Source organism: Methylobacterium sp. NPDC097929 (assembly GCF_049543375.1).
Lineage (GTDB): Bacteria > Pseudomonadota > Alphaproteobacteria > Rhizobiales > Beijerinckiaceae > Methylobacterium.
The window spans coordinates 1,407,390-1,430,631 of record NZ_JBMVEP010000001.1 but is presented as its reverse complement, the minus strand read 5'-3'; the positions used below and the strand labels follow the sequence as shown (position 1 = coordinate 1,430,631).

The 23,242-nt window shown below is 66.8% G+C and carries 20 protein-coding genes, 1 tRNA gene and 3 pseudogenes; 13 read left to right on the top strand and 11 right to left on the bottom strand.

The window, feature by feature from the left end; translation table 11 throughout:
• Together ACPCJR_RS06765 and nusG are read left to right on the top strand one after the other, a co-directional pair.
• The gene (locus tag ACPCJR_RS06765) at positions 1–957 is read left to right on the top strand and encodes a DUF7146 domain-containing protein (protein WP_391511447.1); all 957 of its coding nucleotides are present in this window, start codon (positions 1–3) and stop codon (positions 955–957) included.
• Between the two features lie 20 nt (positions 958–977).
• Positions 978–1,646 (top strand): transcription termination/antitermination protein NusG, encoded by a 669-nt coding sequence (gene nusG / locus ACPCJR_RS06760; RefSeq protein ID WP_391511448.1) that lies wholly within the window; start codon positions 978–980, stop codon positions 1,644–1,646.
• Positions 1,647–1,764: 118 nt separating this feature from the next.
• Here the strand turns inward: nusG and ACPCJR_RS06755 are convergent, their stop codons facing one another.
• Positions 1,765–2,733 carry a Hint domain-containing protein gene (locus ACPCJR_RS06755; protein ID WP_391527221.1) on the bottom strand — a complete coding sequence of 323 codons (969 nt, stop codon included), beginning with the start codon at positions 2,731–2,733 and terminating at the stop codon, positions 1,765–1,767.
• A gap of 417 nt (positions 2,734–3,150) precedes the next feature.
• Between ACPCJR_RS06755 and ACPCJR_RS06750 the strand changes: the two genes are divergently transcribed.
• The 9 genes and pseudogenes from ACPCJR_RS06750 (at position 3,151) to ACPCJR_RS06710 (ending at position 8,096) form a co-directional block, all read left to right on the top strand.
• A tRNA-Met gene (locus tag ACPCJR_RS06750) sits at positions 3,151–3,228 on the top strand.
• Between the two features lie 377 nt (positions 3,229–3,605).
• Positions 3,606–3,854 carry an HNH endonuclease gene (locus ACPCJR_RS06745; RefSeq protein ID WP_391511450.1) on the top strand — a complete coding sequence of 83 codons (249 nt, stop codon included), beginning with the start codon at positions 3,606–3,608 and terminating at the stop codon, positions 3,852–3,854.
• A 318-nt stretch (positions 3,855–4,172) separates the two neighbouring features.
• Positions 4,173–4,403, top strand: a pseudogene (locus ACPCJR_RS06740) (P27 family phage terminase small subunit); the annotation flags it as partial.
• Positions 4,363–4,659, top strand: a complete 297-nt coding sequence (locus ACPCJR_RS06735; protein ID WP_391511451.1) for a hypothetical protein — start codon at positions 4,363–4,365, stop codon at positions 4,657–4,659. The pseudogene ACPCJR_RS06740 and the gene ACPCJR_RS06735, both read left to right, overlap by 41 nt.
• Positions 4,660–4,807: 148 nt before the next feature.
• The gene (locus tag ACPCJR_RS06730; RefSeq protein WP_391511452.1) at positions 4,808–5,113 is read left to right on the top strand and encodes a phage portal protein; all 306 of its coding nucleotides are present in this window, start codon (positions 4,808–4,810) and stop codon (positions 5,111–5,113) included.
• 277 nt (positions 5,114–5,390) lie between these two features.
• Entirely contained in the window at positions 5,391–5,864 is a 474-nt protein-coding gene (locus ACPCJR_RS06725; protein WP_391511453.1) for a hypothetical protein, read from the top strand.
• 10 nt (positions 5,865–5,874) lie between these two features.
• Positions 5,875–6,369: a hypothetical protein gene (locus ACPCJR_RS06720; RefSeq protein ID WP_391511454.1), complete on the top strand. Its 495-nt coding sequence runs from the start codon at positions 5,875–5,877 to the stop codon at positions 6,367–6,369.
• 468 nt (positions 6,370–6,837) lie between these two features.
• Complete coding sequence (locus ACPCJR_RS06715) at positions 6,838–7,578, top strand: TIGR02594 family protein (protein ID WP_391511455.1); 741 nt, start codon at positions 6,838–6,840, stop codon at positions 7,576–7,578.
• 149 nt (positions 7,579–7,727) lie between these two features.
• Positions 7,728–8,096: a hypothetical protein gene (locus ACPCJR_RS06710; protein WP_391511456.1), complete on the top strand. Its 369-nt coding sequence runs from the start codon at positions 7,728–7,730 to the stop codon at positions 8,094–8,096.
• 163 nt (positions 8,097–8,259) lie between these two features.
• Here the strand turns inward: ACPCJR_RS06710 and ACPCJR_RS06705 are convergent, their stop codons facing one another.
• Entirely contained in the window at positions 8,260–9,510 is a 1,251-nt protein-coding gene (locus ACPCJR_RS06705) for a glycosyltransferase (protein ID WP_391511457.1), read from the bottom strand.
• Positions 9,511–9,989: 479 nt separating this feature from the next.
• Between ACPCJR_RS06705 and ACPCJR_RS06700 the strand changes: the two are divergent.
• Both ACPCJR_RS06700 and ACPCJR_RS06695 read left to right on the top strand, forming a co-directional pair.
• Positions 9,990–10,280, top strand: a pseudogene (locus ACPCJR_RS06700) (DUF6538 domain-containing protein); the annotation flags it as partial.
• Positions 10,257–10,973, top strand: a complete 717-nt coding sequence (locus tag ACPCJR_RS06695) for an integrase core domain-containing protein (protein WP_391516799.1) — start codon at positions 10,257–10,259, stop codon at positions 10,971–10,973. The pseudogene ACPCJR_RS06700 and the gene ACPCJR_RS06695, both read left to right, overlap by 24 nt.
• Before the next feature lie 408 nt (positions 10,974–11,381).
• Here ACPCJR_RS06695 and ACPCJR_RS06690 read toward each other — a convergent pair whose 3' ends face one another.
• From ACPCJR_RS06690 to ACPCJR_RS06650, 9 genes and pseudogenes are all read right to left on the bottom strand, one after another.
• Positions 11,382–12,893 carry a calcium-binding protein gene (locus ACPCJR_RS06690; RefSeq protein WP_391511458.1) on the bottom strand — a complete coding sequence of 504 codons (1,512 nt, stop codon included), beginning with the start codon at positions 12,891–12,893 and terminating at the stop codon, positions 11,382–11,384.
• Between the two features lie 1,233 nt (positions 12,894–14,126).
• Positions 14,127–14,378 carry a hypothetical protein gene (locus ACPCJR_RS06685; RefSeq protein ID WP_391511459.1) on the bottom strand — a complete coding sequence of 84 codons (252 nt, stop codon included), beginning with the start codon at positions 14,376–14,378 and terminating at the stop codon, positions 14,127–14,129.
• A gap of 233 nt (positions 14,379–14,611) precedes the next feature.
• A complete protein-coding gene (locus tag ACPCJR_RS06680) occupies positions 14,612–16,090 on the bottom strand; it encodes a methyl-accepting chemotaxis protein (RefSeq protein WP_391511460.1) in 1,479 nt (492 codons plus the stop codon).
• Positions 16,091–16,141: 51 nt separating this feature from the next.
• Positions 16,142–16,384: a hypothetical protein gene (locus ACPCJR_RS06675; protein ID WP_391511461.1), complete on the bottom strand. Its 243-nt coding sequence runs from the start codon at positions 16,382–16,384 to the stop codon at positions 16,142–16,144.
• A 191-nt stretch (positions 16,385–16,575) separates the two neighbouring features.
• Positions 16,576–17,316, bottom strand: a complete 741-nt coding sequence (locus tag ACPCJR_RS06670) for a Crp/Fnr family transcriptional regulator (RefSeq protein ID WP_391511462.1) — start codon at positions 17,314–17,316, stop codon at positions 16,576–16,578.
• Positions 17,317–17,969: 653 nt separating this feature from the next.
• The gene (locus ACPCJR_RS06665; RefSeq protein ID WP_391516798.1) at positions 17,970–18,167 is read right to left on the bottom strand and encodes a hypothetical protein; all 198 of its coding nucleotides are present in this window, start codon (positions 18,165–18,167) and stop codon (positions 17,970–17,972) included.
• A gap of 113 nt (positions 18,168–18,280) precedes the next feature.
• Positions 18,281–19,232 (bottom strand): annotated as a pseudogene (locus ACPCJR_RS06660) (DegT/DnrJ/EryC1/StrS family aminotransferase); the annotation flags it as partial.
• The gene (locus ACPCJR_RS06655; RefSeq protein ID WP_391511463.1) at positions 19,213–21,366 is read right to left on the bottom strand and encodes a tetratricopeptide repeat protein; all 2,154 of its coding nucleotides are present in this window, start codon (positions 21,364–21,366) and stop codon (positions 19,213–19,215) included. The gene ACPCJR_RS06655 and the pseudogene ACPCJR_RS06660, both read right to left, overlap by 20 nt.
• 854 nt (positions 21,367–22,220) lie before the next feature.
• Entirely contained in the window at positions 22,221–22,892 is a 672-nt protein-coding gene (locus ACPCJR_RS06650; RefSeq protein WP_238307870.1) for a hypothetical protein, read from the bottom strand.
• Positions 22,893–23,242: the final 350 nt, after the last annotated feature.

The window sequence follows — 23,242 nt, the reverse complement described above, 5'->3', positions numbered from 1 at the left end:
ATGCTCGTGCCGCTGCGAGACCGCGCCCGCGATCGGTGGGCGAGCCTGCTGCCCATGATCGGCGTGGACAGCCAGTTCCTGTCCGGCCGCAAGAACGGTCCCTGCCCGATGTGCGGTGGCAAGACCCGCTTCCGCTTCGACGACAAGGAGGGGCGTGGCACCTGGATCTGCAATCACTGCGGTGCGGGGGATGGTATCGACCTCGCCATGCGGGTGCTCGCCATCGACTTCCGCGAACTGGCCGAACGGCTGGAGCCGCTGATTGACGACGCCCCCGTCATGCCCACGGCGGTAGAGCGCTCGCCCGAGGACTGCCGATCGGCCCTGAACCGGCTGTGGTCCGAGGCTCGCCTGATCCAGCGCGACGATCCGGCCGGCCGCTACCTGCAGGCTCGGCTTGGGCTGACCACGTTCCCCCGCTGCCTGCGGATCGTGGATCATCTGCGCTACCAGGACGACGTCCCATCCTACCACCCGGCCATGGTCGCCAAGGTGTCCGGTCCCGACGGTGAAGCAGCCACGCTGCACCGGACCTATCTGACCCATGACGGCCGCAAGGCTGCGGTCGAGATCCCACGCCGCCTGATGCCGGGAAAGGTGCCGGACGGCGCTGCGGTCCGCCTGTTCTCACCGGCTCAGAGGCTGGGGATCGCGGAGGGCATCGAGACGGCGCTCGCGGCTGCCCGCCTGTTCGACATGCCGGTGTGGGCGGCCACGAACGCGACGATGCTGGCCAAGTGGCAGCCGCCGGACTGCACGCGGGAGGTCGTGGTGTTCGGCGATGTCGACCACGCGTTCGGTGGGCAGGCTGCGGCCTACACGCTCGCTCACCGCCTCGCGGTCGGTGATCGCACCGTCCGCGTGGAGCTGCCGCCGCAGATTGGGACGGATTGGGCCGACGTGATGGAAGCCGAGTTGAGCGCCAAGCGCGCCCGCCGGTTCGAGATCGTGGCCTGAGAACGAACTGGGGGAGCAGCATGAACCGAGCCGGCAAGAAGCAGCGCGAACGGGCGCGCAAGCAGCGCAGGGCCGAGCGAAAGGCTGCGGGTGTCCGAATTGCAGCTCCGAGCGTCACGGCGCCCGTGCTCGGCGCTACGGCCGTGCAGATCGACCCTGGTCTATCCTGGCACATTGCCCGCACTCTGCCGCGGATGGGCACGAGGGCGCTGAAGGCGCTGGAGGAGGCTCAGGTCGACTACTACCTGCCGCACCTCTCCGAAGTGGTGGTCCGCCGCGGTCGCCGCGTAGTGCGCTCCACGCCCCTGCTGATGCGCACGGTGTTCATCGGCGTTCGGGACGCGGACCACCTCGCTGAGGCTCGTTCACGGACCGGCGTGGCGGAGATCGTCTCTCATCCGGAGCCGGAGGACGGCCCTGAGGGGAACATCATATCCCTGGTCATGCGCCCGGCCCGGCTCGATCCGGACGAACTTCAGCGCCTCGCCGACCGGCTTGCCGAGGCTGATATTGCTCAACCTACCGGCATCAGCGTCGGGCAGAGCGTGCTCGTGCGTGAGGGGCCGTTTGCAGGCTTTCCAGCTACCGTCGAGGCGATCCTGCCGAACGACCGGATCAGGGTGGGGGTGAGCCTGTTCGGCCGCATGTCGCCGATCATGCTCGACCTCGCGCACGTCCAGTCGGTCTGAGACAGTCGCGCTGCCACACCACAGCGACGCTGTCCTTCGCTGCGGCGGAAGCGAGTGCGGCAAGGGGGATGGTTTCCCCCTCACCGCGCCCGATGATCGTCCCGCGGAACGTGCTGGGTCAGAGGCCTTCCTGAAGTGCTGGCCAGCCGCAATGCTCGCTTAGATATTCAGCGAACACGGTATCGAGCCGCTGCAGCGCCGCCTCGACCGGAGCGCCGTCCACCGCCACCGGGCGGCAGCGGCCGTAGGCGCCGGCCGGCACGAAGTCCGGATCGGTCAGCGGGCCGTTCTCGCCGGCGAACCACACGCGGCTGCCCATGTCGTAGTAGCTCTCGGCGGCCAGGCCCTCGGCCAGCAGGATGTCGTGGGCATCCAGCTCGACGTGCCAGTAGGTCACCTGCGTTGCCGGCTCGCGGACGATGGTGGTGCCGTTGATCAGGCACATGACCGGCACGAGCGCCCCGCCCTCGCCGTTCGCGTCGGCTCCGACGAGCACCGGATGGCCGTGCGAGAGGCGCAGGTCCCGGGCGGGCAGACCCGGGCCGAAGGCGCCGGCGCGGATGCGCACGGGCTGCTGATCGTGCGGCAGCGCCGTCCCCTCGCCATCGAGATCGCGGTTGCCGATCCAGGTGATCGGGCGCAGCAGGCCCGAGGCGGTGACGGCCCGATCGCCGACGCGCAGATCCTCGACCGCGACCTCGCCCCGCGCGGTGCGGATCAGAGTGCCGGTGACGAAGCAGAGGACGGTCGATCCTGTCGTCAACGTGACGACTGTTCCGTTGGCGTAGGTGTTGTTCGACAAGAGGGAGATTTGCCCGCCGCTCAAGGCGAAGATGTCTCCGGGGTTCGAGGTTCTTCCCAGGTAGGTTCCCTGGCCGCTACCAACTCCAGTACCGCTTGTGAGCTGAATGGTATCCCTACCGCTCGCTTCGAGAAGCGCAGTGTTGTCGCCCGCGCCGTCCGAAACGTCCGTGATTGTATATGCGAAAGGAAACCCGTCGACGATCGTGTAATTGGCGGTGCCCGGTGTCTGCTGAACAACATACAGTCTTGATGTAGAAATCGACGGCGCTGGACCTGAAGACATTTTGGCCTCTTTCGAACAGTGTTCGGCGTGAAACGATCTTATGATGGCGCGCGTCATCAGCATTCGCGGAGGAGCGCATTGTGCAAAGGTATCGGCTCACGTGAGAAGAGTCTGTGCCGATTTCGCCACACAACTGATTTCGAAGATGCAGGTTGTGGGTGCAAAGCGAAATGATGGAGGTATTTCGATCGATTTACAATCATCGAGGCGCGAATAAAATTGCAACTACGATGAAGTCATTCAACGATGAGCGCTTGCAAATTTCAGTCTCATCGATATCAGTAGATGTCCCCGCTTAACTCTCCCTGATGGGATCGATGTGGAGCCGCGACGGAGACAGGTTGCACCGCTTTTCCACTTTGGAGGCTGGTCCCCCTGATCGTGCCCTCTGAGGGCACGACTGACCCAAGTCTTCCATGTCGGCGTAGAGCAGTCCGGTAGCTCGTCAGGTTCATACCCTGAAGGTCGTCGGTTCGTATCCGACTGCCGCAACCATTTCACCGCGAGGTCTGCCGCATGGGCCTGTTCGATATCTTCGGCCGCAAGCGTCGCGAGGAAGAGCGCCGCCGTGAGGCGTGGGCCAGCCGGGATCGGTCTGCTTCGAGCGGCGACGGCGGCTACAATCCCGTTGCCTACGGGCACACTGCGATCAGCGACAGTAGCCCGGCCCACTCGCCTTCCTGCAGCCCGGTCTCGTCGTCCCATTCGGATAGCGGGTCGTCGTGCTCCGGTGGTGATGGTGGCGGCGGAGGTGGTGGCGATTGAGCGGCCGACGCAGGCGCGACCAACGATCTCCCGAAGCGGAGACGTGGCACAGCCTCTACAGTCTCGCGATCTGGCGTCGGCCGACGACGGGACTGCGGGCTGGGCAGTTGGCCAAGCAGCCTCTGTGCGAGCGCCACCTCAAGCGCGGTCTCGTCGTCCCGGCCGATACGGTGCACCACAAGGTGCCGCACAAGGGTGACCGGGCGCTGTTCGCCGACCCGGAGAACCTGGAGAGCACCTGCGCCGAGTGCCACGACGGCCTCATCAAGGCGGAGGAGATTCGGGGCTACGCGATCGGCTCCGACGCGAATGGGCGGCCCCTCGACCCGGATCACCCCTGGAACCGACCGAGGTAGGGGGCGGTCAAAGTCCGGCGGGTAGGGGGAGCAGCGACCGTCAGGGCTCCTGCCTTCGCACCGAGAGCAAAAACGGAATGGGGGGATGTCGAGTATCCCCTACGGGGATGAGCCATGACGGTGACGGCGATTTAGGGAGGGGACGGGACGCCGCCCGAGCCGGACTGGTCCCAGATCTACGCCGACGAGATGGACCTCGCCTTCGCGTCGGAGCAGTGGGGTGCGATCGTCCGCGAGATGTCCGGCCGGGGCATCCTGGCAGTGGAGAACGGGCACGCCATCGGGCGGCTCGTCTAGTTCCGCGTCCAGTTCGAGCGGGCCTCGCGGCACGTCGTCGAGAACGGCGCGATCCTGCCGGCGAAGCGGGCCAAGACCGGCCAGTGGAACCCCTACTGGTCCGTGATGACGAAGGCCGACGAGGCGATCCGCGTGCTTGAGGCCGAGTTGGGTCTCGCACGGGTCCGCCGCGCGAAGGTGGCCAAGGTCGAGCGCAAGGTGAGGCAGGCCCGTGCGGCGGACCAGTACATCAAGCCCGCCGCCAACGGCTGACCCGACGACCGCCTGGGCGCAGGACGTCGTCGCCGGCCGCATCCTCGCGGGGGAACTGGTCAGGCACGCCGCCGAGCGGCACCTGCGCGACCTTCGGGACGGCCCGGTGCGCGGGCTGCACTGGCGTCCGGAGAAGGCAGCCCACCCGCTTGGGTTCTTCCCGGCGGTCCTGAGCATTACGGCCGGCGCGAAGGTGGGCGAGCCCTTCCACTCGTTGCCCTGGCATCGCTTCGTGATCGGCTCGCTGTTCGGCTGACGCAAGGACAGTGGCCGGATGCGGTTCCGGTCGGGCTGGCTGGAGACCGGGAAGGGGCAGGCGAAAAGCCCGCTGATGGTGGCGATCGGCCTGTACCTCATCCGAGCAATTCCTCGTCGCCCACGTCGTCCACACGCTCAACCCTTGTGTGAAACGTTGGGAGCATGCCCTCGACCGCGACCTGATCGAGGATCCCGCGGCCTACGCGAACTTCGTGCTGCAAGGCCTGATGCGCGGCGCGGCCAAGGACCGGGCCGAATACTACACCAGGGCGCTCGGCTCGGGCGGCGCGGCGGGCTGGCTGACGCAGAACGAGGTCCGGGTCCTGGAGGACCTCGACCCGCTGCCCGGCGGCGATGAGCTGTTCCGTGGTTCGCAGAACGCCGAACCCACCGCGCCAGCCGAACCCGATCCGGGCCAAGCGCCAGCTGATCCCGACGAAGTCGACGCCTGACGGGGCCTGCCATGGAATTCAAGTTCATGCCCCTCGACGCGGTCGAGGTCGCCGACGATGCGCGGACGGTGAGCAGACCGCGCTCGCGGCCGTCTCGGACGTGCTGCGCAGCATCGGCGGCTGGATCGTGCCGGACGGTGCCGGCGTCTACCATGTCGGGCGGCTCGAGGCGCCGGCCGGCGCGCCGGTCGCGCCGTTCGACGAGTGGTAGGTACGGGGCGATCTGGAGCGCCTTGCGCCGTCGGACGCCAGCCGCGGCGTCCCGGCCTTCCGGGCGGTGGTGCGCTACGGGCGGATCGGCCGTGCGCTCTCGGACAACGAGATCGCGGGTGCGGTCGCCCCCGCGCGCCGGGCCGCCCTGGCGCTGGAATGGCGGCAGGCGGTCGCCGAGGATGCCGGGATCAAGGCGCGCCACCTGATGGCACAGGAGATGGTGTTCGAGACCTGCCTGCAGGAGCAGGCCGCCGCCGCGGCCGAGGCGGCTCGGCTTCTCGCGATCTATGGCGCGCGCCGGGACATTGGGCGGATCCGGGTCGACATCACCAACCTAGATTACCGCACCGACCGGACCAAGAGCGATCCCTTCGCGAGCCAACATCGCCAACATCGCCAACATCACGCCCACCAGCATCCGCTTCAGCGCCATCGACACCGAGGGCGGCTACGTCGCCTTCGCGGTCCCGACCCAGCCCCCGGCGTCGTCGTCGCGCTCACCCGGGCCGACGGCGTGACGCTGTCGGCCGAACTGTAGGAGGTCCCCCATGATCCAGGCACGCTATGCCACGTCCGACCGCAGCGTCGTCGCGGTGCGGGTCGGTGACGGCGATATGCTCGGCAACCTCACGGGCCCGGTCGAGTTCACCCTGACCCTGCCGTCACCGGACAACGCCGAGCACGATGCGCTGATCGAGCTTGTCGACGGCGGGCGCATCGAGATCGAGGATTTCGTGGCCCCGCCCTTAGGGCCGCCGGAAGGCATCTCCGACCGCCAGTTCGCCCAGGCGCTCGCGCTCGACGGCACCATCACGGAGGCCGAGGCGCCGGCCTGGGCCGCGCGCGGCGAGCTGCCCGACGCGCTGGAAGACGCCCTTGGCGACATCCCCGAGGCGGATGGCCAGCGCTTCGGCGCGCGCATGATGCTGGCAGCGGCGACCTCCTACGAACGCAGCCTTCCCCCCACCGAACAGCTGGGCGCGCTGCTCGGCTGCGACGCCGCGGCGCTCGACGCGCTGTGGACCCGCGCCGCCGCTCTCTGAACTGACGACCCGCTCGGCGCGCCGCCCGGCCCGAGCCCGACACCATCCCGAAGGTCGCTCAGACGTCGTGCAAAGCGGAGTTTGATCAGATCACCGCAGCGATGGTCGCCAGCGCATCCGGCATGACAATCGAGTTTCCAAGCCACAGAGCCAGTCTTGAGCGCGCTCGATCTGACCGGGCTTTTACCGCCACCCAACAACGCTCATAGGCTTCGGCGAAGCTGTGAGCGGCCTCGCGAGTAAGGCCGGTTACGACAAGGCCCTGACAAAAGACTGTCCAAAGCCCGTCTTTTTCGTTCTGCGAGACCTTAAGCTTTGGCATCATCGACCCCGGGCAGTCGGTGGTGGGCCGAGTATCTTCGTAGTCAATCTAGATCCCAACAATTTATCCCTTCGGGTGTCGCTACTCTTGGTCGCGCACCAGTAGGCGTAGGCGACCCACCCCTTCCCTCGACATCGGAGAACACCATGACCGTCGCTGACATTCAGCGCGCTCTCCTGGCGCGCGGGTACGACCTCGGACCCTCGGGAGCGGACGGGGATGCCGGACCGCGCACCTTCGCCGCCGTGACCGCGTTCCAGCGCGCAGCCGGCCTGTTGGCCGACGGCATCGCCGGGCCGAAGACACAGGCTGCCCTGCAGAAGGCGGACATCAGCGAGCGGCGCGAGGCGCCCGACAAGCCCGGCTGGCTGGTCCTGGCCGAGGGCGAACTCGGGGTGCGCGAGGGCGCGGGCGCAATCAGCAACCCGCGCGTCGTGCAGCTCTTCGCCGATGCGGGTTTCTCCGGCATCACGCAGGACTCGGTGGTGTGGTGCGCGGCGGCGGTCGGCGCCATGCTGAAGAGGGCCGGGCACAAGCCCTCGGGCAGCCTCGCGGCGCGCTCCTACGAGTCCTGGGGCGTCGGGCTGAAGGAACCGGCTCTGGACGCCATCGCCACGAAGAAGCGGGACAACTCGTCCTGGCAGGGCGATGTCGGCTTCGTCGTCGGTGCCAACGCGAGCCAGATCTTCCTGCTCGGCGGCAACCAGGGCGATGCGTGGTCCGTCGCCGCCTTCCCGCAAGGAATTCACCGCGTTTCGCTGGCCGGCCGACATGCCGCTACCGGCGCCGCACACGCTGCCGCCTACGATCGCCGGGGCGCGCTCGGGGGTTCAGCGAGGCGTGAGAGCGGCGGGTCGGTGAATAGGGGGCGTACACCGACCCGCTGACCGATTGCCGCTAAGCCCGTGAGGGAGCCTTCGGCACGACGGCAAGACAGCATCGTCTGGCGTCTGCGCACGCTCAAGCTGCCAGATCTGAACAGTGTTTCCCGCGCCGGCCGGGCCCGCCGCGCACCTTCACCATCAGGACCATCACCATGACCCGTGTGCTTCTGCTCGCGGCGCTGGCGCTCGCCTGTGTCGCGTCTCCTGCCCTCGCCGCCGAGGTCGCCACCGTCGGCGACAAGGCCGTGATCCTGCCCTGGGGCGACTGGCTCGTGGCGCTTGCCGTGTCCCTGCGCGAGCCCATCCTGACGCTCCTCCTGCCGATCGTGGCGGCCTACGTCATCCAGGCCATCCGCAAGGTCTATCCGATGGCGGTGCTGTTCCTGACGCAGCGGCGCGTCGAGATGATGCTGGAGGCAGGCGTCGGCCCCTGGCCGGCATGCTCGCGAGCGGGAAGCCGGCCAAGGACGCGAGGGCCTACCTCTCCATCGGGCCGAGCACGCGCATCAGCCCGGTGGTGACCGCGCCGAGCGAGAGGCCGCATGCCCGATCCGAGATCACCATCGGGCCGCTGACGACCTTCGCCCGGGAGACGCCGGATGAGGTGGTGCGGGCGCCGTGCGTGGAGCGGGGGGTGCCGAAGATCCGGGAATGAAGCCCTGTTTCTGCGGCCCCTGCGGACCGTCACAGCAGGGCGCCAACGCGCTCGATCTCGTCACAGGCTGACGCGACACCATCGTCCGCTTCCATGCGGGTATGGGCGGCCGTGCGAGCGCCGATCATACTTGGAGAGGCGAGCATCTTCTCGATTTCACGGCAGGCGCGCCTTGGGCGGAAGGCCTGCGGTCGCAGCACGGCGCCGAGCCTCAGACGAGACAGGCGCTGCGCGTCATCGAAGTGATTGAAGGCGACAGGCACCACCATCTGAGGCACCCCCGCGGCCAATGCCTGCGCGACGGTTCCGATGCCGCCATGGTGGATCAGGGCCGCGCTGCGGGGCAGGAGCAGGCTGAGCGGTGCGTAGCGGACGTGCAGCACGTCCGCAGGAAGCGAGGCCGGCACTTGGTCGGCTTCGCGAGCGAGCAAGATACCCCTTCGGCGCATTCGCCTGCAGATCTCCACGGCAACCTCGAAGAAGCGCGCGCCTTGGCGCATCCCCGATCCGTAGGTGAAGATCAGCGGCGGTGACCCGGCGTCGAGAAACGCGTCGAGCGAAGGTGCAAGGTCGCCAACATCGCCAAGGCGATCGGCCATGGGGAAGCCCACCTGCATCACCTGTCTCGGCCAATCCGTTTGAGGCGGCACGTACCAGGGCGGGCTCATCAGGAGCACCCGCAAGGGGCTGTTCCACCAGTATCGGAGGCGCTTGACGGGCGGCAGAGCCAGGTCGGTGCGCAGGTCGTTGAGCGGCGGCAGGCTGACGGGATCGATGAGGACGCGGTCCGCGCCGCGCCCGAACCAATGCCGCAGGCGCGATGGCATGAGGGCCTGCAGCGGCAATCCCGGGAGCCTGGGGGCTGCGTATCGGCTTTCGATCAAGAACGGAGTGACGTGGACGGTAATGACGGGCAGTCCGCTGTTGTCCTGGGCCAATCGTGCGCCGAACGCATTCGGTGAGGCGATGATAAGGCCAGGACGTCCGCGAGCTCTTTCCTCCAGCCACCGCATGGTTCTTCCTGCCAGGGAGACCATCATTTCGAACAGAGGGGCGAGGCCGCGCAGGGGATGCCAGAGGTCGGGAGCGCTCAATGCTTCGTCATACTCCGCCTCCGTGCACATCGCATCGAAGTCGAGGCCGGCGCGTATGGCCGATTGTCGAAATGGTTCGGGTGCATACAGCGAAACATCGTGCCCCCGCTGCGACAGCTGGTGCCCTATTGCCAGAAAGGGCAAAACATCCCCGTAAGTGCCCAGCGCCACCATGCAGATGTTCATCACGGAACATTGAGATATTTTCTGGAGGAATGGTTTTACCGCTCAAATAATAGTCGGAGAACAACTTGGATTGAGATACAGTTTTAGTGATTTGGAAAGGCGCCTCGGCCACGCGGTCGTCATCGCTGGCGCCCGTCGCCATGGTCTCAAGTCCGACGGCCTCGTCGATCTCCCGCACGGTCGGCTCTGGGTAGGGGCGAGTTCGGGAAGGAGCAATGCGGTTGCCGGCTGACGACGGGGCCGACGCATCAGGGCAGATTGCTTCACGCTTGCGGGATGCCATGAGGCGAGAGTGCTGAGATAAGGGCCGATCGGCGCCGGATGGTGCAAGAGCCGCAGAAAGTAGCCCTTAGGCTGCAATGGTGGCTGCCCTCCCGCACCTATGCCGATCAGAATTGAAATCATTGAGTTATTTTACTTTTTTCCTAAGTATCATCGGCCCGCTAAGCTACTGAGCAGTAATAAGCATCTGATTTTGAATGAGTTTGGGATTGCCACGCTGTACAACAGCGATGTGCAATATGCCCCTCCGGATGCCCCGTCCGATAAAGCGTCCCGGCCCCACATTCCATCAGCTCGTTCAACGCATCCCCGCTGACATTGCGGGGCGCGCAGTCGGAATGCGCCTCGCCATCCCCGTAGGCGGCGAGACCGCGGACATCCTCATCACGCCCGGCCGCAAGGACATCCGCACGTCGCTCCGCACCCGTGACCCGCGAGAGGCGCGCGAGCGGCAGGCGGTCGCTGTGGCCTATCTCGGAGCAGTCTGGCGCTCCGTGCGCGAGGGCCCCCGAAGGCTCACCCACAAGGAGGCCGTGGCGCTTGCTGGCGAGGCGTACCGGACGCTAGTCGAGCGCGCGGAGGAGGACCCCGGCCCCGTGGCAGGGTGGGCCAATCGGGAAGCTCGGAACCTACAGGCCGAGTTCGGCAGGTTCGGCCTTGGCCGGGCGGGGCTCAAGATCGGAGTGGGCGAAGCAGAGAGACGGCGCGAGAGCCTGGAAGAGTTGCTGGGGGCCGTGGCTGACGGCTTCCTGTCGCGCCGTGGCCTCATCATCGACGCGGAGAGCCGTGTGCGCCTCCTAGAGCAACTCCTGTCGGCGGACCGGCAAGCCTCGCTCCTGAACCTCCGGCGGGCCGAAGGGGACTACTCTCCGGACCCTGAGGCGGGCCGCTTCCCTGCCTTCCCGGAGGCGACCAAAGCCTCTTCCAGCGTCAACCTGTTGGACCTCTTCGACGGCTGGGCGAGAGAGCGGAAGCCGTCTCAGAGCACGGTGGACCAGTGGCGCAAGCACTGTGAGAGCTTTCTCGCCTTCCGGAGCCTGCCGGCGGCCCGGACCCTCATTGAGGCGTGGCGGGTGGACGACAACACCTGCCGCCCTCACACGAGCCTCGGGGGGCTCAACCCGAACGCGTTTGCAACCCGGTCCCGACAGGACCAGAACCAGAACGGACTCTGGTTATGAACGGGGGTAAACAGGGGGCAAGGTCAGCTCGGTCCACCGACAGGGCAGCTATGCCCTTCCCGGCGCCGTCCTGTGGCTGAAGGTCCCAACCGCCGACGAGCGCGTCATGCAGGCTGTCGCTTTCTGAAGCAGCCGCAAAAGAGAAGGTCCGCTGGAGCCGGAACGAAGGTGCGCGTAGATCCAATGTCTCCCTGATGCTATTGTGCCGAGCGCCAGTTTGCTGTGGCATCACTGGTGCCCGCCGGACAATCCGGCAACGTCGATGCCCTCGCTTCCAGCTTCCGCAGAGAGTCTCAGCCGGTGCTTGAAAGCTCGCATGTGGCTCCAGCTTTTGCTTTGTGACGCTGCATTCGCGACCAGCCTCTGGTTAGGGGCTGGCCGCTCTTTCGTAAGTCGCCTGACTTAGCTTCAGCCGAAGAACAGATGGCCTTCGAGCTGCGCTAGTGTCGTGTTGGACACGACCACCCCGCCCGTTCCGTCCGCGAGCTGGATTACTGCGTCGGCGCCGGACTGGTAGGTGGCCAGGCTCGTCGGCGCCACGCCCTGGAAGATGATACCGTCCCCCTCGCTCGCATTGAAGTCGCGCACCGTGGCGAAGGCGCCGGGCAGGTCGACGGCGCGGAAGTAGAACCCATCCGCCCCCGCGCCGCCATAGAGTTCATCGAACCCGCCGAAGCCGTAGATCGCGTCGTTGCCGCCTCCCCCATACAGGTAGTTGCCCGCACTCGTGCCGACGAGGATGTCGGCAAAGACCGAGCCGACCGCTCCCTCGATGCTGACGTAGGTGTCCCCGGCCGCTTCGCCAGCGAGCCCCACGCCGAGGTCGAGCCGGACGGTCACACCCGCATCGGCCGTCTCGTAGCTGGCGAAGTCGAAGCCGGCGCCGCCGTCGAGGTAATCCGCCCCCTTCCCGCCGACCAGAATGTCGTTGCCATCCTCACCGTAGAGGTAGTCGTTGCCGGTCTGACCGTAGAGGTAGTCGTTTGCACCCTGGCCGAGCAGGACGTTGCTCTGATCGTCACCGACGAGCACGTCCTGGAACTGCGAGCCGACCAAGCCCTCGATGCTGATGTAGGTATCGCCGGCAGCCTCGCCGGTGTTGAGGCCAGGTGTGTCCAGGCGCGCGACCACGCCCGATGCAGCCTCGGCATAGCCGGCGTAGTCGAGCCCGGCACCGCCGTCGAGGAGATCCGCTCCCGCTCCGCCGGTCAAGAAATCGTTGCCGGCGCCTCCATAAAGGAAGTCGTTCCCCTCCTGGCCGTACAAGTAATCATTTCCATCTTGGCCATACAGCCAGTCGCTTCCCGCCTGACCGACAAGCAGGTCGTTGCCGGCGCCGCTGACGAGGAGGTCATCGCCGGCACCGCCGGTGAGATTGTCGCTCCCAATCGATCCCGTGATGGTATCGGGTCCGATCCCGCCGGTCGCCACCAGTCCGCCCGCAAAGGCGATCTCGGGCAGGTTCGACGTGGCAGCCAAGTGAAGGTTGGCATAGCTGCTTTCGGCTTGGGTTCCTCCGAACAAAAGCCCGGTGACGCCGCCGACGAGGTCGCCGAGCAATCCCAGGATTCCGGGACCGCTGTTGGTTCCGAAGTTCACCGTGAGGGGATCGCCCTGATACGTGGCGATCGGTGTGGTGCCCGAGAGCACTTCGATCCGGCTGTAGAAACCTTGTGCGCTGATCGTGCCGGACAGGACGCCGCGGTCCGCCGTAATCGTGAACTCGCCAATGTAGCGATAGCTCAACCCGTTGCTGAGAAAGCTGAAGGTTGAGTATGTCTGCTCTTGACGGCCGACCAGCGGGCTGCCGGAAGAGCTGAGTAAGCCCGTGAAAGTTTCGTTCTGCGAGTCGCCTGAGTCTTCAATCCAGAAAGAATTTGTGTTAAATCCATTCGATCCGGAGATGTTTACCGTAGCCATTGTATTTGCAACTCCAAAGCAAACGCAGTGCGTACGGCGCCAGGATAGAAGTCACAAAAAGGCGATACAGCCTAATTCTCGAAAATATGTTTCTTGCTTAGCTAGTGCTCTTAAATGGAAATCTGTTTTCTGTATATCTTAGGTGAGCCGAAGGATTACTTTCTGGAAACCATATCGATTGGCATGGGCGGCCCAAGCTGCTGTGCCAGCTAAGCCTCTTGAGACATGTCTGTATGGTGGCGAACAAAAGCCCCCTCATAGCAGTAGTCGGGCCACGTTTGGGTTGGTCGATGCCGCTCATGCCTCGGCGTGCTATGCTCGGCACTATCAAGGTGGCCGACAATGTTTCCACGTTGCAGAAGGCGTTCTCTTGGCCGAACCGAGCAGCGAGCAGGGAAGGCGGCGCGAACGATCTCCTTCTTGGTCGCATTTGGGTGTCGCTCACGCACGGCAGCAAGCAAATCCTTAGATTGCGTGCTGGTGTTGGCGAAAATGCGTAGAATTTTGGCGATATTTGCAATTAAATACATGTAGAAACTCTCGATTATCAAGCAAAGCGTCGATGCTTTGGGTGTTGATATACGTTATATTTCCGTATAATTGCGATCTAGTTATGGCAAAAGTGCTTTATTTGTTGCAAGTAAATCATGAAAGTGCGCTGTTTCGTCATGTATTGCGCACACGATTTCTTTGTGGGACTCAGGAGCCCACCTTTCGGCGTGCAACGTTGGCTCTGATTCACTCTGGCTGATACCGACGGCGTTGAGGTTGCGGACATCCACGACGGAGCCGCAGCATGCGCCCTCGATTCAGGTCGTCGAACCTCGTACCCGCTGGATTCGTCGTCGATCATCTCGATGTCGGCGCCGACCGGACCGATCTGATCGTGAGGTCGGGAGCCGCGGTGACGATCCGCCCAGACTGCCGGACCCCGTCGCGTCGCATCCAAAGCCGCTATCAGCGCCGTGCCGCCGACCTGCCGCTCGGTGGTCGGCGCGGCGAGTTCCAGGTGCGCCCGGCGCTACGGAGGGCGGCCCCGCGCGGCGCGGGCAGCGCCCTGTTCCTCCGTCGCCGGGGCGTTGCGCGCGCGTTCCAGCTCGGCCACGCGCTCGTCGATGGCGGCGCGGCAGGAGGGATGAGGTCCGCCCGGTCCAAGGGGGGCGCCAAAAGACCCGCCGAAAGACCCGCCATGCGGCCCGGCCGTGGCCCCGAGCAGCAGGCGGTCCGGTTCGATCACCAGCTGCCAGCCGCGCTCCGCTCCGTCCCGTGCACCCATCGCGGCCGCACAGCGGTCGAGGAAGTCCAGCCGCGCCGTGTCGCGCTCGGCGCCGGATCTTGTGCGAGCGCGGCGCAGATCAGATCGGTCTCCTCGCGGGTCAGCCAGACCGTCGACGTGCCGAAGCCCTGCTGCTCGGCCCGCTCCATCTCGCGCGAGAGGCGGGCGGCGAGGGCCGTGCGGCGTGCGGCGGGTGCTGAAGCGGTCAAGGGCTGGGACTCCACGCGGCTGATCCACCGGAACCGGCTGACCGATGCTGAGTCCCGCCGGCGGCGAGCGCAAGCGGAGAACGCAGCCTCGCACCGGCCCGCGCGTCCGACGGAAACGCGCGTGGGGGAGGATCCGGCGCGCCAGGGCCGTCCCGATCACCGCGGGGCAGCCGATCGTGGGGAGAGGCTCGCCGCCGCGGCCGGCGGGCCGCCCGGTCGGTCCTAAGGCCGGCTCAGGCCAGGGCCAGGGCGGCGCTCGAAACCTTCTGCACGGACTGATCGACCTCCTGCGATGCCTGCGCGATCTCGTCCATGGTCCGGTGCACGACGGCGACGCTCCGGGCCGCCGCCTGCATGTTCGCGGACATGTCCCTCGTGGCCGCCGCCTGCTGGGTCACGGCGGTCGAGACGCTGAGCGAGATCTCGCTCAGCTGCCGGATCGTGCCGGCGACCGCATCGATGGCCTGCACGGCCTGCCCGGTCGAGTGCTGGACGCCCGCGATCTGCGCCCCGATCTCCTCGGTGGCCTTCGAGGACTGCGTGGCGAGCGCCTTCACCTCGCTGGCGACCACGGCGAAGCCCCGTCCCGCTTCGCCTGCCCGGGCGGCTTCGATCGTGGCGTTGAGCGCCAGCAGGTTGGTCTGGTCGGCGAGGGTGCGGATTGCCGTGACGACGGTGCCGATCCGCTCCGCCGCCGCGGTGAGGCTGCCGATGATGACGCTCGCCTCCTCGGCGCGACGGACCGCCTCGCCGGAGGCCCGGTACGCCTCGCCGGCGTGCCGGTTCAACTCCTCGATCGAGGCGGAGAATTCCTCGGCGCCGGCCGCGACCGCCTGCACGTCGCCCGAGGTCTGCACGGCGGCCTCGGCAGTCGTCGCGACCTGCCGGCTGACCGCGGACATCGCCTGCGTGATGGTGCCGAGATCGGACTCGATGCCGCGCAGCGAGGACATGCGCTGCATCCGCTCGCGAACGTGGGCGGTGATGTCGCTGGCGAACTTCACCACGGCGCAGGGCCGGCCGTCGCCGTCGAGCACGGGGTTGTAGGAGCCGTAGATCCAGACCTCGCGGCCGGCCTTGCCGATCCGCCGGAATTCGCCGGTCCGGAACTCGCCCCGTCCGAGGGCCTGCCAGAAGGAGCGGTAGGCCTCGCTCTCCCGCTCTTCCGGGCTCACGAACAGGCTGTGATGCCGCCCCTCGATCTCGCCGAGGGCGTAGCCCATCGTGGCCAGGAAGTTCGGGTTGGCGGCGGTGATGGTGCCGTCGAGCGTGAAGCGGATGATCGCCTGCGAGCGGTCGATCGCCGCGATCTGCGCTGCCGCCTCCATGCTCCGCTGCTGCTGCAGGGTGATGTCGGTGGCGAACTTGACGATCCGGATCACCCGCCCGCGCTTGTCCAGCACCGGGTTGTAGGAGGCCTGGATCCAGATCTCCCGCCCGCCCTTGGCGAAGCGCTTGAACGCGCGCATCTGGAAGGTGCCCCGGCGCAGATCCTCCCAGAACGCGCGGTAGGCGGCACTCTCCCTTTCCGCCGGCTCCACGAACATCGCGTGCTTCTTGCCCTTCACCTCGTCGAGCGTGTAGCCGGTCGCCTCCAGGAAGTTGGCATTGGCAGTCAGGATGGTGCCGTCCGGCGTGAATTCGATGATCGATTGCGAGCGGCTGAGTGCTGCAAGTTGTGCGCCGGCGATGTCGTCCCGTAAAGAAAGCATAGTCGCCCTGCTGAAAAATTCTGCGTTTAAGAATGAAGCAGGCCGGCGCCGTCACGGCCATGCGGGCATACTCTCGGCCAATGATTTCAGGGGTCTTAATTCGATCAATGACTGGCACATGATCAATGTTATGACGGGATTTCTTTTCTCGCCAATTTTGTTCTTCTCAAGAGCGGGACGGTGCATGATTCCCGGTTTCATTGGCGGGCGGTTCTCGTTCTCGAAGACGTGGCCCTGAAATCCAGTCGTCGCAGCCGGAAGCGGCAACTTCTGCTGCTCGGGGATCACGAACATGTGATGCTCCGCCGCAGGATGAAGTGAGCTCGACAGGCGCAGTGGGTGAGGCCGCCTGCGCCCGGCTCATTCGGGGGGCGCGTCCCGTCGGCCCGCGCCACGGCCCGGCTTCGGCGGGCCTCGAAGCCATCCGATGACGGACGGTTCGCACCCGGACGATACCGGGGGAGCGGGCGTTCCGTGAGGGACGTTCAGACGGCCGCTTGTTGCGCCAGATGCAGGTAGTCCGCCTGGAACTCGGCGATGTCCATCAGGCGCGGCAGGTCGAGGATCGTCAGGCGCTTGCCCTTGCGCTCGATCAGCCCGAGGCGCCGCAATTCACCGAGCGAGCGGTTCACGTGCACGCTGGTCATGCCGGTGGTGTCGGCAAGGTCGAGCTGCGTCACCGGCAGCACGTAGCGATGACCCTCCGTCAGGCCGACCGCGCCCAGGCGCACGTACATCTCGCAGAACAGGTGGGCGAGGCGCTCCACGGCCGAGCGGCGGCCGATGTTCACGAGCCATTCGCGCAGGGTCGCCTCCTCGGCGAGGGCCGCATTCCGCAGGGCGCGGGCGATGGCCGGGCGCCGCAGCAGATCCCTTCCGGCCTCCGGTGCAATCTGTGCCACGCGGCAGGCGGAAAGGGCGCCGATGGCATGGTCCATCCGGTGCGGGAGGGAGGCCGCGAGGTCGCAGCTGTCGCCGGGAACGAGATAGGCCATGATCTGGCGTGCTCCGTTCCGCCGCAGCTTGTAGCGGCAGGCGAAGCCGTCGAGGATCACCACCATCCCCTCGGGCCGGTCTCCCTCGCGGACGAGGTCGGTTTCGGGCGCAACGGTCCGGGCGGCGGCCTCGATCGCGGCCAGGGCTTGCCTGTCCGCGTCCTGTAGGGGCCCGAAGCCGCGCAGCTTGCGTTCGAAGGCCCCGTCCGCCGCCGCTTCGTTGGCGGTCATGACGCGCTTCCCGCGCGCTCGGCCGCGGCCTTCCGCGCCGGTGCCGGCGGGCCTTCCTCCGGCCAAGGCGCGAGGCCCGCACCGGGACCGTCCGTTCCCGCGAGGAGGCCGGTCGCCGGCTGCGCCGTCCATCGGCCGAACCGCGGCATGGGCCGGAGGTTCGCCGGCTCCGGACGGATGTCGCGCCGGCACACGGCACTTCGCAGGTTGGAGGTTCGCATCGCCGGTCTCGAAAGTACGCTATCGTACTCTGCAAAATTCAGAAATCATGCAATGCGTTCGATCAAATCTTCGCGTATTTTCCGCGTATAAGTGGTGTCGTTTCCAATTCCATATGTCGCTCTCGAGGGGCGCGTTTGTATTCGCCAGGAGTGTGCAGTCCTTTTTCGAGGCCTGCGGCGTCGATCTTGGGCGTACTCTATCCGATCACCGTAGCCGTCTGCGCGTCGGCTGCTGCGGAGGGCAGGTGGAGACGCTTGCTCCATATCGCGGATGGGACCGGGAGGTTTTGACCCAGCTCAAAGCGCGCGCATCCGCCGTCCAGCCCGCCGCGGCGGCATCGCGTTCCAGCGTGTCGAGGCTGTCGGTGCAGCGGTGTCCGTGCTGACGCTCGGCCTCGGTGACGGCGGCGTTGTGGGAGATCGGGCCCATCTTCACCGCGTTCGTGGTCGGGCCTCTCGGCAAGGTTCGTGGGGGCTCGTTCCGGGACAGGGCGGCCCGAGGTCGAGCGAGAGCTGCAGGGTCTCGCCCGCCGCGCCGTCCGCGACGAAGCCGAGGCGCCGATAGAGATCGAGCGCGGCGGCCGAGCGATCGACGCAGAGGGCGAGGTGCGCGAAGCCGAGGCCGCGCACATGCGCGATCGCCTCTTCGAGAAGGCGGCGTCCGAGTCGAAGGGAACCGAGACGCAGCGCGTCCACCCGGCATAGTAGGCGCGCACCTCTTCACCCGTGCGGATCACTGAGACCGGATAGACGCCGAACTCGTCGAAGCTGCCGCTGCCGCCGATCGGGTAGTTGAGCCCGATCAGAATCGTGAGGTAGGCGTCGTTGGCCGCGTCCTCCTCGGCGTATCGAGGCAACGGATGCCGGGGATGCCCTGCAGGCCCGCCCGGTACGCCGCATCGACGGCTTTGCGCCGCGCCAGCGCCGTGTCGATGTGCCGGAGTTGCACGAGGCCGAGCGCCGCGTTCAACTCGCTCATTTTGCCATTGAGGCCTACCTCGATCACCGAGGTCTCGCCGTCGTGGCAGAAATTCTTGAGCTTGTCGACGCGGTCTTTCATGGCCGGATCGGCGCAGACGATGGCGCCGCCCTCGAAGGTGTTGAAGACCTTGGTGGCGTGAAAGCTCAGGACCGACAGGTCGCCATGAGTGAGGACGCTTCCGCCGCGGTGACGCACGCCGAAGGCGTGGGCCGCATCGTAGATCACTTTGAGCCCGTGCCTTTCGGCAATCGCCGCGATCGCCTCCACGTCGCAGGGCTGCCCGTAGCAGTGGACCGGCAGGATCGCCGTGGTGCGCGGCGTGATGGCGGCCTCGATCCGGGCGGGATCGAGGTTGAGGCTCACCGGATCGATGTCCACGAAGACCGGCGTGAGGCCGCTCCGGAGCAGCGCGTGCGAGGTCGCCACGAAGGAATAGGGCGTGGTGATCACTTCGCCCGTGAGTTCGAGCGCCCGCAGGGCGACGATCAGGGCGGTCGTGGCGTTGTTGAACAGGGCGACCTGCGGCACGCCGAGATGGGCGGCAGGAAGGGGCGCGTGACGTAGACCGTCGCGTCCGCCGGCTCATCGAGCGTCGGCTCGGCCGCACTCAAGATGCCGGCGAATTCTCGCTCCAGCCGGCGCAGCGTCGCCTGCAGCGGGCGCTCGGGCTGGCCCGCGTCCGGAGCGGTCGGTTCAAGCGGGGCGGTTCGCATCGACCCACCGCCGCCACATGGCGCGGAAGGCCTCGCCCACATCGGCAGCGAAGCGCGCGTGATCCATGAGCGGGCTGGCGAAGACGCGCTCGCGCAGGCCCGCGCGGATCGCCCGAAGGCGGTCCGGATCGCGCGCGAGGGCGATGGCGCAGGCGGCGTAGTCCTCGGGCGTTTCGGCCGCGAGATCTTCGAGCCCGACCACCCGCAGGACGGCGATGCCCGTCCGTGCAGCGGCGTGGGTGCCGGCCAGCGCGATGAGGGGGACTCCCATCGCCAGCGTGTCGCAGCTCGTCGTCCCACCGTTGTAGGGGAAGGGATCGAGGGCGATGTCGAACTTGTGATAGAGTTCGAAATAGCCGGCCAGGACGCGCGGATGCAGGTCCAGCCGGTCGAGCGGCACGCCCGCCCGCGACAGGCGCGCCTCCACCTGTTCCCTGATCTCGGGTGTCTCCACGTCGGCGACGACCATGAACAGGCGCGCCTCGGGAAGCGCCCGCAGGATCTCGCCCCAGGTCTGCAGCGCCCGGTCGCCGATCTTCTCGAGACGGTTGGTGACGCCGAAGGTGACGAAGCCGTTGACCTCGAACGGCAGGCGCTCGCGCGCGGGCGGAAGGTTCGTCGGCGGCTGATAGGTGGCGGAGAAGCCTGGCAGCCGCCACAGGGTCTCGGTGTGGAGCGTGTCCGACAGTCCGGGGGCGTCGATCATGAAATCGGTGAGGCGGTAATCGATCGCGGAGAGGCCCGTGGTCGCGGGGTGACCGATCCAGGTCACCTGCACCGGGGCCGGCTTGCGGGCGAAGACGAGCAGGCGGTGGCCGGCGCTGTGACCCGACAGATCGACGAGCACGTCGATCGCCTCCGCCTCGATGAGATCCGCCGCCGCGTCGTCATCGAGGGCGGCGATGTTGTGCCAGCCCTCGAACAGGAGGCGCAGGCGTTCCGAGACCGCGTCCTCGCCGGCATGGGTCATGTAGGCGCGCGCCTCGAACTGCGTCCGGTCGAGATGCTGCAGGAACGGTTCGATGAACCGGGCGACGGCGTGAGTGCAGAGGTCGCCCGAGACGATGCCGAGCCGAAGCCGCCGCTCCGGGTCGCGGTCGTTCGCGAAGAGGCGCCGCCGCAGCAGCGGCTCGGCGAAGCGCTCGCCGAAGCGGCGCGCATCCGCGGCGTAGTCGGCGGGCGGAACGCCCTCGGCGTAGAGCTTGGCGAAGAGCCGGTTGGAATGGGCGGTGACGTGCCCGGGATCGAGTTCCAGCACCCGGTCGAAGCTCGCGATCGCATCCGCCAGCCGGCCGAGGCTTTTCAGGCTGCAACCGAGATTGTTGTGGGCGCCGGCAAGCCCGGGATCGAGCAGGATCGCTTGGCGCGCGTGCATCACCGCGCCGCCGTGCTGACCGACGCGCTGGTAGACGCCGGACAGGTTCGAATGGGCGAGCGCGCGCGCCGGATCGAGATCGATGGCCTTCTCCAGGGCCGAGATCGCGCCGGCATAGTCGCCCATGGTGACGAGGAGCGCGCCGAGGCTGCTGAAATAGCCCGCGTTGTCGGGCTCGCGGTAGATCGCGATGCTGAACAGGTCGAAGGCCTGCTGGTAGCGGCCCCTGCCGGCGGCGACGGCTCCGCCGAGATGGGTCGCGTTCGCGTGGGTCTCGTCCAGGCCGATGACGAGTTCCGCCAGGGTTTCGGCGGCCGCGAGGTCGCCGGCGCCGTAGCGTTCCTGCCCGAGGGCGAAGGCTTGGTCGAGGAAGGCTTTGAAGACCGGCCGGGTCGTCTCGTCGGGAAGGCCCTGCTTCCGGAACCGCTCCATCAGGGCGCCGGCCTCGGCGAACCGGCTCAGGGTGAGGAGCGTGCCGGCCAGCGCCAGCCAGTAGCCGGGATAGTCGGGCTCGGCCCTCAGGGCGGCCACGAAGTGCGGCACCGCCGGACCCGGCGCCTCGGTCCGGCTCGTCAGCACGCCCATCTCGAAATGCGCGCCCGCATGACCCGGATCGGCCTCGAGCGCCCGCTGAAGGTTGCTTCGCGCCTTCTCGGTCCGGCCGGCCGCCCGATGCGCCGCCGCCTTGGCGAGGAAGCGATCGGCCGGCTGCGCGGCGCTGGGAAGCCCGCTTGCGCGCTTTGTACGACGTTCGAGCATGCCCGGCCTTCCTGCACCGGACACAGTTAAGATTTGTATGGCTAACGGATCGTTAACGCTGCGCGCCTGCCTCGCCGGGCAGCCCCGGAAACGACGAAAGCCGCCTTGCGGCGGCTTCTCGTCGATCGGTCGGTCGCGCCCCAAGGCGGTCCTGCAGATTGAGCCCAATGTTGAGAGGTTCAGCCGGAAGGGTGATCCTGCCCTGCGGCAGGCGCCGATCACACGGATCTGTCGATCTTTTCGAGCGCTGAGGCGGATCCGAAACGACCGCCTGCGCGGATCCGGCCGGCTCGAAGACCCGGGGCTTAAGTTTTATAAGTCGTTGTCACCATGCGGTTTTCCTCGCGGGAAAACCTGGTGGAGCTGAGGGGACCGTTACCCCGGTCGGAGCTAAGCCATTGAACTGAAAAAATACTCTTTCCCCTCCGTGACTTGTCGGGAGATGGCTTGGGAGGGCCGTGGGATTTATGGACCCTTGGGCCTCGTCTTACCACCCCCAGGGGTTCCCCGCCTCGGATGTGGATCAGCGGCCTTCGCCGCCAGATCCCGTGGTCATGCTCGACCCGGTCCGTCGTGGTTCCATCCGGCTCGGATGCCGGCGCGGCGACGCTTCGAGAGACCCGTCCCCGGAACAACGCATCGCCGTGTTCGTGTTTTGGGTTCGTCCGCCTGAGGAGGGTGGCAGACCGCGAAGCCTGCCGACCGTCCTCGATCCCGGGCGCGTGCAGGTCATGCCGCCTCCTCGTCCCCGGCGAGAACCGCAAGCCCATGCGCCGAAGGCTCGTGTGACCCCGGGTCGGCAATGCCACGCCGCTCGCCCGCGACTACGGGTGAAGCCGAACGCGAAGGCCGGTTCAGGATGCCTGGCTCATCGCGCCGCGTCCGTCGCCGTAAGTGAGCCAAGCTTGCTCGGCCTGCATGCGGTCGAGGAACCGGAGGGCCACAGCTCTGGTGGGAACGCCCTTGGTGCCCTGGCTGATGAGCATGAGCCGGCCTTCGCCCTTGGCCAGCATCTTGCCGACCCCACCGGGAGAGGATGGGTCCGACCAGACCGCGTGCACCACGTCGGCCCGGAGGAAAAGGTCTTCCACGGTCACCTTTCCGTCCCTCACCAGATCGCCGTTTCGGTTCGCCTCATCGACGAGGCGGCGCATCTCGGTCGTGTTCGCACGCAGCAAGGCCGCGACTTCAGGAGAGGGTTGCGCAGTTCCTGACAAGGTGGTGGATCCGTCGCCGTAGGCATCGTTCAACGCCTCCGCCATGAAGCGGTCGATGCATGGAACCGCGGTCACCTTCCCCTTGAGCCGGCCGGACTTCTCCATACGCCGGCCCACGCGCTTCCCCTTGACGAGGATCACGTGCGGGACGCCCGATCCCTCCCCGTCCGGGAACACGGCCCAGGCACAGTCAGCCGACCCGACGAGCGAGCGCATGTATTCCATGCGTTCCCGAACGGGTAAGGCGTTCAACGCCTGAGCGTGCTTGTTGGCCATTCCGGTTAGCTGTGCCAGGAGCCGCTGGTCCATGTATCCCCCCAAGTTGCGAACAGGGTGCACGGAACAAGACTCGCAGTCGTGAACGCCCAGGCTACCCGCGCCGCAAAAACGATGGCGTGGTTGAGAGCGCGTAACCGGTCTCGGACCCTGTGGACGCTGCTGCATACCCGCGTCGGCACGGTCCCGAGGCTTCCGGAGAAACCCACATCCATATCCCGGTGCACGAGGCGCCCCTCGGCGCGTGATGCGTCCTGCCAAAAGGGAGCAAAGCACCGGCATGACGGGTCCGGTCGTGTCATCGGCCCTGTAATTCGGTGGGCATGAAGTGACATGAGCTCGCTCTCGCCGACGCGCATCGGTCCGAGCTGCGCGCCGGGCGG

Bases quoted from the DNA above. Each gene is read 5' to 3' on its own strand.
- nusG (WP_391511448.1), top strand. From the start codon at position 978: ATGAACCGAGCCGGCAAGAAGCAGCGCGAACGGGCGCGCAAGCAGCGC.
- ACPCJR_RS06710 (WP_391511456.1), top strand. From the start codon at position 7,728: ATGACCCGTGTGCTTCTGCTCGCGGCGCTGGCGCTCGCCTGTGTCGCG.
- ACPCJR_RS06720 (WP_391511454.1), top strand. From the start codon at position 5,875: ATGATCCAGGCACGCTATGCCACGTCCGACCGCAGCGTCGTCGCGGTG.
- ACPCJR_RS06670 (WP_391511462.1), bottom strand. From the start codon at position 17,316: ATGACCGCCAACGAAGCGGCGGCGGACGGGGCCTTCGAACGCAAGCTG.
- ACPCJR_RS06675 (WP_391511461.1), bottom strand. From the start codon at position 16,384: ATGTTCGTGATCCCCGAGCAGCAGAAGTTGCCGCTTCCGGCTGCGACG.
- ACPCJR_RS06655 (WP_391511463.1), bottom strand. From the start codon at position 21,366: ATGCTCGAACGTCGTACAAAGCGCGCAAGCGGGCTTCCCAGCGCCGCG.
- ACPCJR_RS06755 (WP_391527221.1), bottom strand. From the start codon at position 2,733: ATGTCTTCAGGTCCAGCGCCGTCGATTTCTACATCAAGACTGTATGTT.
- ACPCJR_RS06765 (WP_391511447.1), top strand. From the start codon at position 1: ATGCTCGTGCCGCTGCGAGACCGCGCCCGCGATCGGTGGGCGAGCCTG.
- ACPCJR_RS06715 (WP_391511455.1), top strand. From the start codon at position 6,838: ATGACCGTCGCTGACATTCAGCGCGCTCTCCTGGCGCGCGGGTACGAC.
- ACPCJR_RS06650 (WP_238307870.1), bottom strand. From the start codon at position 22,892: ATGGACCAGCGGCTCCTGGCACAGCTAACCGGAATGGCCAACAAGCAC.
- ACPCJR_RS06690 (WP_391511458.1), bottom strand. From the start codon at position 12,893: ATGGCTACGGTAAACATCTCCGGATCGAATGGATTTAACACAAATTCT.
- ACPCJR_RS06705 (WP_391511457.1), bottom strand. From the start codon at position 9,510: ATGAACATCTGCATGGTGGCGCTGGGCACTTACGGGGATGTTTTGCCC.
- ACPCJR_RS06680 (WP_391511460.1), bottom strand. From the start codon at position 16,090: ATGCTTTCTTTACGGGACGACATCGCCGGCGCACAACTTGCAGCACTC.